At 39.2% G+C, this 9,289-nt stretch carries 10 protein-coding genes; 7 read left to right on the top strand and 3 right to left on the bottom strand.

The window, feature by feature from the left end:
- Positions 1-37: 37 nt before the first annotated feature.
- The 5 genes from Q0V26_RS14000 to lipA all read left to right on the top strand — a co-directional run bounded on the left by Q0V26_RS14000 (position 38) and on the right by lipA (position 4,665).
- Positions 38-919, top strand: a complete 882-nt coding sequence (locus Q0V26_RS14000; RefSeq protein WP_297482712.1) for a septal ring lytic transglycosylase RlpA family protein — start codon at positions 38-40, stop codon at positions 917-919.
- 227 nt (positions 920-1,146) lie between these two features.
- Positions 1,147-2,319: a serine hydrolase gene (locus Q0V26_RS13995; RefSeq protein WP_297482709.1), complete on the top strand. Its 1,173-nt coding sequence runs from the start codon at positions 1,147-1,149 to the stop codon at positions 2,317-2,319.
- Between the two features lie 212 nt (positions 2,320-2,531).
- Positions 2,532-2,813, top strand: a complete 282-nt coding sequence (ybeD, locus tag Q0V26_RS13990; RefSeq protein ID WP_297482707.1) for a DUF493 family protein YbeD — start codon at positions 2,532-2,534, stop codon at positions 2,811-2,813.
- Between the two features lie 233 nt (positions 2,814-3,046).
- Positions 3,047-3,697, top strand: coding sequence for a lipoyl(octanoyl) transferase LipB (gene lipB, locus Q0V26_RS13985; RefSeq protein WP_297482704.1), 651 nt, complete (start codon positions 3,047-3,049; stop codon positions 3,695-3,697).
- Positions 3,694-4,665 carry a lipoyl synthase gene (gene lipA, locus Q0V26_RS13980; RefSeq protein ID WP_297482701.1) on the top strand — a complete coding sequence of 324 codons (972 nt, stop codon included), beginning with the start codon at positions 3,694-3,696 and terminating at the stop codon, positions 4,663-4,665. The genes lipB and lipA overlap by 4 nt, the downstream gene beginning before the upstream one ends.
- A 93-nt stretch (positions 4,666-4,758) precedes the next feature.
- Here lipA and bamC read toward each other — a convergent pair whose 3' ends face one another.
- The gene (gene bamC, locus Q0V26_RS13975; RefSeq protein ID WP_297482698.1) at positions 4,759-5,769 is read right to left on the bottom strand and encodes an outer membrane protein assembly factor BamC; all 1,011 of its coding nucleotides are present in this window, start codon (positions 5,767-5,769) and stop codon (positions 4,759-4,761) included.
- A 51-nt stretch (positions 5,770-5,820) separates the two neighbouring features.
- Entirely contained in the window at positions 5,821-6,699 is an 879-nt protein-coding gene (gene dapA, locus Q0V26_RS13970) for a 4-hydroxy-tetrahydrodipicolinate synthase (RefSeq protein WP_297482696.1), read from the bottom strand.
- A 361-nt stretch (positions 6,700-7,060) separates the two neighbouring features.
- Between dapA and Q0V26_RS13965 the strand changes: the two genes are divergently transcribed.
- Both Q0V26_RS13965 and bcp read left to right on the top strand, forming a co-directional pair.
- The gene (locus Q0V26_RS13965) at positions 7,061-7,597 is read left to right on the top strand and encodes an ACT domain-containing protein (protein ID WP_297482693.1); all 537 of its coding nucleotides are present in this window, start codon (positions 7,061-7,063) and stop codon (positions 7,595-7,597) included.
- Positions 7,598-7,673: 76 nt separating this feature from the next.
- A complete protein-coding gene (gene bcp, locus Q0V26_RS13960) occupies positions 7,674-8,138 on the top strand; it encodes a thioredoxin-dependent thiol peroxidase (protein ID WP_297482690.1) in 465 nt (154 codons plus the stop codon).
- Between the two features lie 75 nt (positions 8,139-8,213).
- Here bcp and Q0V26_RS13955 read toward each other — a convergent pair whose 3' ends face one another.
- On the bottom strand, positions 8,214-9,284 hold the full coding sequence (locus Q0V26_RS13955) for an AI-2E family transporter (protein ID WP_297482687.1): 1,071 nt from the start codon (positions 9,282-9,284) through the stop codon (positions 8,214-8,216).
- Positions 9,285-9,289 lie beyond the last annotated feature (5 nt).

Here is a 9,289-nt window from a genome sequence, read left to right as displayed (position 1 = left end):
CACTCATCGAAAAATGTTGTCTAAGGCGACCTAATAAATGCGTTCACTATTTGTAATTTTTTTCCTAATTCTTGCTGGGTGTAGTTCTTCGCCAGAACAGCCACAAACCAAACCGAATACAACAGCTCCCCCTGTTAAAGTGGTTAAAATCGTTAAAATAACCAAACCGAACACTGATGATCCTAATGCAGGACGCTATTCTCTAAAAGATGATCGTGCTCCTACAGTCATACCTGATTTTTCAAAAGTAAAATTAATCACTCCCCATTACGAAGCTTATAGCCGAGGCGGTAATAAAGATTACACCTTACGCGGTAAACGCTACCATATAATTAAAAATCCTAAAGGTTATACCGAAACAGGATTTGCTTCATGGTATGGCGAAAAATTTCATGGCCATAAAACAGCCAATGGTGAAGTATATAATATGTTTGCGATGACAGCCGCACACAAAACTTTACCATTACCAAGCTTTGTCCGTGTCACAAATACCTTAAATCATAAATCAGTGATTGTTCGCGTTAACGATCGCGGTCCATTCCATGATGGCCGTATTATTGATTTAAGTATGGCTGCCGCATCTAAATTAGGTGTGATTAGCTATGGTACTGCGCCAGTAAAAATTGAAGTACTCACCGTACCTAAGCCATCAACCACAGCTGAAATTAAGAAATCGCCAATTCCAATTCAATATTTTATTCAATTAGCTGCGGTGAATACTCAGCAAAAAGCGGATCAGATGCAACGAGAAGTAAAAAAACGCTACAGCACTAGCGTCGATATTGAAAAAATTGCAAACCGAGCTGTTTTCCGCATTAGATTAGGGCCATTTTTAGATCATAAAGATGCTGATTTACTACTCGCTCAAGTGAAGAATAAACATTATCCACAAGCATTCATGATCACTGAAAAACGATAATTGAACCTTATTGTTATTTCTCAATCATACTTACTGCCTATAGTTTGTTATTAAAATCATAAGACTATAGGCTTTTTATGGTGCCTCTATAACAATAACGGCCATATTGCTCTCAACCACCAAATGTCAGAACTTGGGAAACTTATGTTCTGACACTGATTGCCAATGGGTTATCTGTTATAGTAAGCCCACTTTTTAGCCACAGATTAATTAAAGTTAAATATATTATGAAGAAAACAGCTGTGCTTTTCCGTTCTGTAGCCATCTCCGCCACCCTGCTGGCTTCAGCTACTGTTGCTGCATCACCAGCAGTAGTACCTGAAGCTCCACAAATTGCGGCTAAAGGTTATGTTCTTATTGACTACAACTCAGGCAAAATCATTGCTGGTCATAACCAAAATGAAAAATTAGCGCCTGCAAGCCTAACAAAAATGATGACCAGTTATGTTATTGGTCAAGAAATTAAAAATGGCAATATCGCTCCAAATGATAATGTCGTTATCAGTAAAAATGCATGGGCTAAAAACTTCCCTGGTTCATCAAAGATGTTCTTAGAAGTAGGAAAAACAGTAAAAGTTTCCGATCTTAACCGCGGTATTATTATTGACTCAGGTAATGATGCCTGCGTAGCAATGGCTGAGCATGTTGCAGGTTCACAGCAAGCATTCGTTGAACTAATGAATAACTGGGCAAAAAATCTGGGCATGAAATCGACCCACTTTACTAATGTACACGGTTTAGATAATCCAGATTTATACACTACCCCTTATGATCTTTCTGTTCTTGCGCGTGCACTTATTCATGATCTTCCGAATGAATTTAAGATCTACGATGAAAAATCATTTACTTATAACGGCATCACGCAATACAACCGTAATGGTTTATTGTGGGATCAAAGCATGCATGTTGACGGCTTAAAAACAGGCCATACCAATAACGCAGGTTACAGTTTGGTAAGTACAGCCACTGAAGACAACATGCGTCTTATTGCCGTTGTCATGGGTACAGCAAGTAAGAATGCTCGCCTCTCTGAAAGTAAGAAGCTATTGACCTATGGTTTCCGTTTCTTTACTACCTTAACTCCATATAAGAAAGATCAAACATTTGTGACAGAAAAAGTCTGGATGGGTGATACCGATAAGGTCGATCTTGGTATAAATGAAAACACTTACGTTACGATCCCTCGTAGCCAAGCTAAAGATTTGAAAGCAAGCTTTGTGTTAACTAAAGAGCTAAAAGCACCAATTAAAAAAGGTGAAGTTATGGGGACGCTCTATTACCGCTTAGGCGATAAAGATATTGCACAATACCCATTAGTTGCATTGACAGAAGTAAAGCAAGGCGGCTTCTTTAGCCGTTTGGTTGATTATGTTGAAATGCTTATTCAAAGCTGGTTTTAAGCCGTTGTAATAACATCCACTAGCCTAAATAAAGAAGCTGCCAATTGGCAGCTTCTTTGGGTTTACAAGCTTGCATACACATTTTCCAATAACCAAGATAATCACAACCTTGTTTTCCAGTTACTGACGCATTAAGATGCCTGCATCTTACCGTGATTTATGAGCCATACCACGGTGTAAAACCTGAAAAACCTGAACCTTGGAGTTCTATTATGCAAGATTTAAATAAAGAGCAGCCAAAACTAAAAGACCTATTGGAATTTCCTTGTAGCTTTGCTTTCAAAGTCATGGGTGAGAATAAACCAGAACTAGCAGATCGTGTTATTGAAGTTATTCAGAAAACGATCCCTGGCGATTATACACCAACAACAAAGCCAAGCAGTAAAGGGACTTATACCGCAGTCTCTGTAACGGTTAATGCAACTAATATTGAACAAATTGAAACGCTATATAAAGAACTTGGCGCGATCGATATCGTGCGTGTTGTTCTATAATAGCAAGTCAGATGGCGGCTTCTTATAAGTCGCCATTCTTTTTTATTCCCCCCTTCTTTTTACTCATTTCTTGCTATTTTTCCTCTATTTTCACTTCACCACATAACGCTTAAAACTATTAATAAGCCTTAAATAATGGGTTAATCATGCATCTTTTAACAGTTATAGGTATAATGCCTTGGTTCACAGCCAGTAAATGGCGCTTTGCGTTATATCAATAAATAGGCACAAATTTGCAAAAAACTCTTATTATTAGAAATATGGGCCGTTGTGATTATCAAACCACCTTTGATGCCATGCATCAGTTTACAAATGACCGTACTGATAAATCAATCGATGAAGTATGGTTAGTTGAACATCATCCAGTCTTTACTCAAGGTCAAGCTGGTAAGGTAGAACACCTGCTCAACACTGGTGATATTCCCATTGTCCAAAGTGATCGTGGTGGTCAGGTAACGTATCATGGTCCAGGTCAGCAAGTTGCTTATATATTGATTAACTTACGCAGAAAAAAACTCAGTGTTCGTGACCTAGTCAGCCACATCGAAAACACAATTATAAATACACTATCTCAATTTGGGATTACATCTAATGCGCGCCCTGACGCACCTGGTGTCTATGTCAACAATCGCAAGATATGTTCATTAGGATTACGGATCAGACGCGGTTGCTCTTTTCATGGTCTGGCACTTAATATAAATATGGATTTGGCCCCGTTCCAACGTATCAACCCTTGTGGCTATGCTGGAATGGAAATGACGCAAACAGCATCATTAAATGGCCCGAGTGAACTGATGGAAGTTCAGCCGGTACTCATTGAAGAATTAACAAAATTACTCGACTACTCACAGGTCGAGTGGATGACGGAAAACAATCAACTATGAGCAAACCAATTAAAATTGAACAAGGCGTTAAATACCGTGATGCTGACAAAATGGCATTAATTCCGGTACGTAATGTTGCCCAAGAAGAAGCCCCTAAAGACGTGTTACGTAAGCCTTCATGGATGAAAATAAAACTGCCATCTGACAGTAAACGCATTCAAGAAATAAAATCAGCCCTACGCAAAAACAACCTTCATTCTGTTTGTGAAGAAGCATCATGCCCAAATTTGGCTGAGTGTTTTAATCATGGTACTGCTACCTTTATGATTTTAGGTGCTATTTGTACACGCCGCTGTCCATTTTGTGATGTTGCCCATGGTCGTCCATTAGCGCCCAATACTGAAGAGCCAAGTCATTTAGCACAAACTATTGCGGATATGAAGTTACGCTATGTGGTTGTAACATCTGTCGATCGTGATGATCTTCGTGATGGTGGTGCACAACATTTTGTTGATTGTATTAATGAAATTCGTGCTAAAAGCCCACAAATTCATATTGAAACCCTAGTACCTGATTTCCGTGGCCGTATGGATCGCGCGCTGGATATTTTCCAAGATACAGCGCCAGATGTATTTAACCATAATCTAGAAACCGCACCACGCTTATACCGTAAAGCACGCCCGGGAGCTAACTATCAATGGTCGTTGGATCTATTAAAGAAATTTAAAGAGATTCACCCAACAGTGCCAACAAAATCAGGTGTTATGATGGGACTAGGTGAAACAAAAGAAGAAATCATTCAAGTTCTAAAAGATTTGCGAGCACATGGCGTTACCATGCTAACCCTTGGCCAATACCTTGCGCCAAGTCGTCACCACTTACCAGTTGAACGTTACGTACCACCTGAAGAGTTTGACGAGCTAAAACAAATTGCACTTGATCTTGGTTTTACACACGCGGCTTGTGGTCCATTTGTACGTTCGTCTTACCATGCAGATTTACAAGCTCAAGGTGTTGAAATTAAATAATTAGTTAATAATTGACTAGTCATTAATTGCCATAAAAAAACCGCTTTAGTAATCAACTAAAGCGGTTTTTTAATAACCAAGATAAAGGGTTATTTATTTACCAAAAGCAGCGCCAAATGCAGGAGCAATAGAATCTAATACAGAAACTGTTACCGGCTTACCTTCGCTATCAGTAATGTTCAATGACGTACGATTACCTAAATCACCAACCAAAATTCGGTATTTATCATTGGTTAAATTCATCGGCTTCGTACCTAACTGAGTCCAAAACGCATCATCAGGTTGACGGTATTTAACTTCAATTAGGCCTTGTGAACGATTGCGATCTTCAATAGTAAAGCCTAACTTTTGTAACATTACAGGCAAGCGTCCCCACATATCTTCATACGACGCACGCGCAATAATAATCGGTAAACCACTACGATCGGTTCCCATTACCACTGGAATGTTTTTCAATTGCTCAGCAGCAGCTAAACGCGCTTGCTCACGAGCCATATTGTCATACTTAGACATCACTAAATTAGTCATTAAAATACTGTAGCGACGCTTATTATTCGCACTAACTGGTTTTACATCACCATTTTCACGCCAATCAGTTAGCGTAATACGGTAGCTATTAATATTAGGCGTTTTTTCAATCGTGTAACGGCTACTGATCTTGGTATCTTCATCATCATTAGTCCAAGAAACCCAATCAGTATCAATACGATCAGCGCTTTGTTTTATAATACCAACGTTATTATCTGTGATCAGCTTTTGTGTCACACGCCAGATCTTCATCAGATCATTTGGCGATGGCATAAACAAAGTTACGCCTTGCTGATCAATCGCAGAAGTGACTCCTGGAATCAATTCTAACACCTGTAGTGGTGGACGAATATCAACCTTAGTGCCAACTTCGCCTTTATAAACCTGTTGCGAGATCGCATAGTTAGTACTACTAAAAGGTTGAGCTCCTGCCGGCAACGTCCAACTCTCAAGTGATGGCGTATTAAGATAATTAAAATCTTGCGCTGCCTGTCGACGACTATCCGTACCACTAGAACATGCGGTGATCGTTGTCACTACGACGGCGGCTAATGCTAGCCGGTATTTATAATTCATTTATGCTCCTGCGCTCCTAAATTGTTACAGCCGCTAATAAATAACCACGTATTATAATACGTTCGCATCAATAAGTGCTTGTTTAACAATAGGCTGCTGTGATTCGCTTAAAACAGTAAGCGGAAGTCGTAAGTTATCGTGTTCAATTAAACCTATTTGGTAAGCAGCCCACTTAACTGGAATCGGGTTAGCTTCAACAAACAGTTTGGTATGTAACGGCATTAAGCGTTGGTTAATCTCTTGAGCTGCATCAATGTTACCTTCTAAAGCAAGGTTAAACATTATCGCCATTTCTGCAGCAACAATATTTGCAGTAACAGAAATAACGCCATGGCCACCTTCAGCAACAAAATCAACCGCAGTTGCATCATCACCGCTTAGTTGGATAAAATCTGCGCCACAAAGTTCCCGTGTTTTTTTAACACGAGTAATATCACCTGTTGCGTCTTTAATACCAATAATGTTGTCAAGTTTTGCTAAACGAGCAACAGTTTCAGGCAATAAATCAACCGCAGTACGACCCGGCACATTATATAATATTTGTGGTATATCAGTCGATTCAGCAATCGCTTTATAGTGCTGGTATAAACCTTCTTGTGTTGGTTTATTATAGTATGGTGTCACACTTAAACAGGCAGCAATTCCCGTACCAGAAAACAGTTTAGTAATGGTTATTGCCTCATGGGTCGCATTTGCCCCCGTACCAGCAATAACAGGAATACGCCCATCAACATACTCTAATGTTTTTAAAACAACTTTAATGTGTTCATCAACCGTTAGTGTTGTTGATTCACCTGTTGTTCCCACAGCAATAATTGCAGTTGTACCTGCTGCAATGTGGTAATCGACCAATTTCTTAAGACCGATATAATCAACTTCGCCTGAAGGATCAAATGGTGTTAATAGTGCTACCATGCTTCCTGAAAACATGTCCGTCTCCCCTGTTTTATATATCGTAACAATTCTAAACTAACAACATTAACAACCAATCATTAAAAATGGTTACGGTATATAGCTAGTTAATAAGTCATGGTACTTTTGCATGGCTATAAACTCAAGCAAAGGGTGACTGAAAACCGTTAACTGAGGCGCTTTATCGTATTCATGTTAAACCCATCAGTAATGTTTTACGTTTCTTAATCCCCAAAAATGTTTTTTTTGAATAATTATTATTGTTAACCCTACAATTATAATAAAAAATTTTGTGATTATTGATGGTGATTTACACTCTTTGGAATAATGAGTCTGTGCTAACATGCTAGTAATGATCACGAAAATATGGCGCTAAATTATGGAACATTACCTCGTAATAACAGCTGTAGGTACTGACCGCCCAGGTATCACCGATGAGATCACCCATCTTGTCGCAAACAGTGGCTGTAATATCATTGATAGTCGAATTGCTCTTTTTGGCTCAGAATTCACCCTGATTATGTTACTTTCAGGCAATAGCAATGCGATCTCGAGAATTGAATCTACATTGCCCCTTAAAGGCCAAGAACACGACTTAATCACAGTAATGAAACGCACCAATAAACATATTTCTCGCTTCTTTCCATACACAGCTGATTTTCATATTGAAGCAAAAGATAGCCCTGGGTTGATTAAGCATTTCACCCATTTTATCGCCAGTCGCAAGATTGATATTTCAACCCTGAGTGCCAATACGATTGAAAATGGCCATGATGATATCGACAATAAATTAGTCCTTCAAATCAATACCAATTTACCTGAAGATTGTAATTTAATAAGTCTACAAGAAGAATATGAAGCACTCTGTAAGCAGCTCAATGCTCACGGAACAGTCAACTTTATAGGTCATCACTGATATTATTCTCTTTCAACTGTCCACCATAACAACACATTTAAATTTGTGTTTATAACTGATTAATAAGGACCGCTGCATGAATACATTAACACCGGGAATGCTCGCCCCCGCTTTTACATTACTTAACCAAGATAACCAGCCCATCAGTTTACGTGACTTTGCGGGTAAAAAAGTATTGGCTTATTTCTACCCTAAAGCAATGACACCAGGTTGTACGGTTCAAGCTTGTGGCTTACGTGATAGCAAAGCCGAACTCGATGCGCATAACGTGGTGGTTTTAGGTATCAGTATTGATCCTGTTAAGCGGTTACCTAAATTTATTGAACGAGACAATCTTAACTTCACCTTATTATCAGATGAAGATCATGCAGTGGCTGATCAATTTGGCGTGTGGGGCGAGAAAAAATTCATGGGTAGAATTTATGATGGTTTGCACCGCATCAGTTTCTTAATTGATGAACATGGCAAGATTGAACATGTGTTTGATAAATTTAAAACCAAAGATCATCATGAGGTGGTGTTGGATTACCTTAATCAGTAATATTGTTATAACGCCCCTTAAATAAAAAAGGCCAATCGAGGCCTTTTTATTGATGATTATTTGTATCAAACCGTTTTAGTAACTCACGGGCGGAACAGTTTCTTTCATTACTAATGCGCCCCAGACAGCTTTGACTAAGGTTGCTAATGGAATCGCAAAGAATACGCCCCAGAATCCCCACAGGCCACCAAACACCAACACTGCAACAATAATTGCCACCGGGTGTAAGTTAACCGCCTCTGAAAACAGCACTGGTACTAAAACATTGCCATCTAATGCTTGTACAATACCGTAAGCCGCAAGTAACCACCAAAATTCAGGCGTCCATCCCCATTGGAATAAACCAACCATCGCAACAGGTACCGTAACCGCAGCAGCGCCGATATAAGGGATTAAAACGGATAAACCAACTAACACACCAAGTAAGGCAGCATATTGAAGCCCCATCACCACAAACACAAGATAACTGGTGATACCTACAATAAAAATCTCGATCACTTTGCCGCGAATATAATTAGAGATTTGCTGATTCATCTCAGCACTCACTTTACTCGCTAGACGACGGTTACTTGGTAAAACGTCAATAAATGAACGTAAAATAGTGTCTTTATCTTTTAATAAAAAGAAAATTAATAGCGGTACTAAAATTAGATACACTCCAAGAGCGGCTAAGCTCACTAATGAAGAAAATGACCCTTTAACGACACTACCGCCAACGGCTAATACTTTTTCACGTAAAGTGTCGGTTAATACTGTCACTTGGTGTGGTTGCACAAAGTCAGGATAACGTTCAGGTAAACTTGAGACATAAACCTGCAAATCATTAAACATTTTCGGCACATCAGCACTTAAATTAGTAATTTGATGCCAAATAGTGGGTACTAAGCCAAATAAAGCCAATACCATTAGCCCAGCAAAAATAATCAACACAATCGCTACAGATATTGTTCGCGGTAAGCCCCATTGGGTAAAGCGGGCAACAGGTGATTCAAGCAAATACGCCAACACAATCGCAACCAACAATGGTGTAATTAACCCCCCTAAGAAATACAAGGTTAAAAAAGCACCTGCTAAAATGATCATTAAACTCACAGCATGAGGATCAGAGAATCGGCGCTGATACCAACTTTTAAACATATGCAGCATGAAAA

The organism is uncultured Photobacterium sp. (assembly GCF_947039875.1).
In the GTDB taxonomy this organism is placed as follows: domain Bacteria; phylum Pseudomonadota; class Gammaproteobacteria; order Enterobacterales; family Vibrionaceae; genus Photobacterium.
The sequence above is the reverse complement of the archived record's forward strand: the minus strand, read 5'-3'. Positions and strand labels throughout refer to the sequence as shown.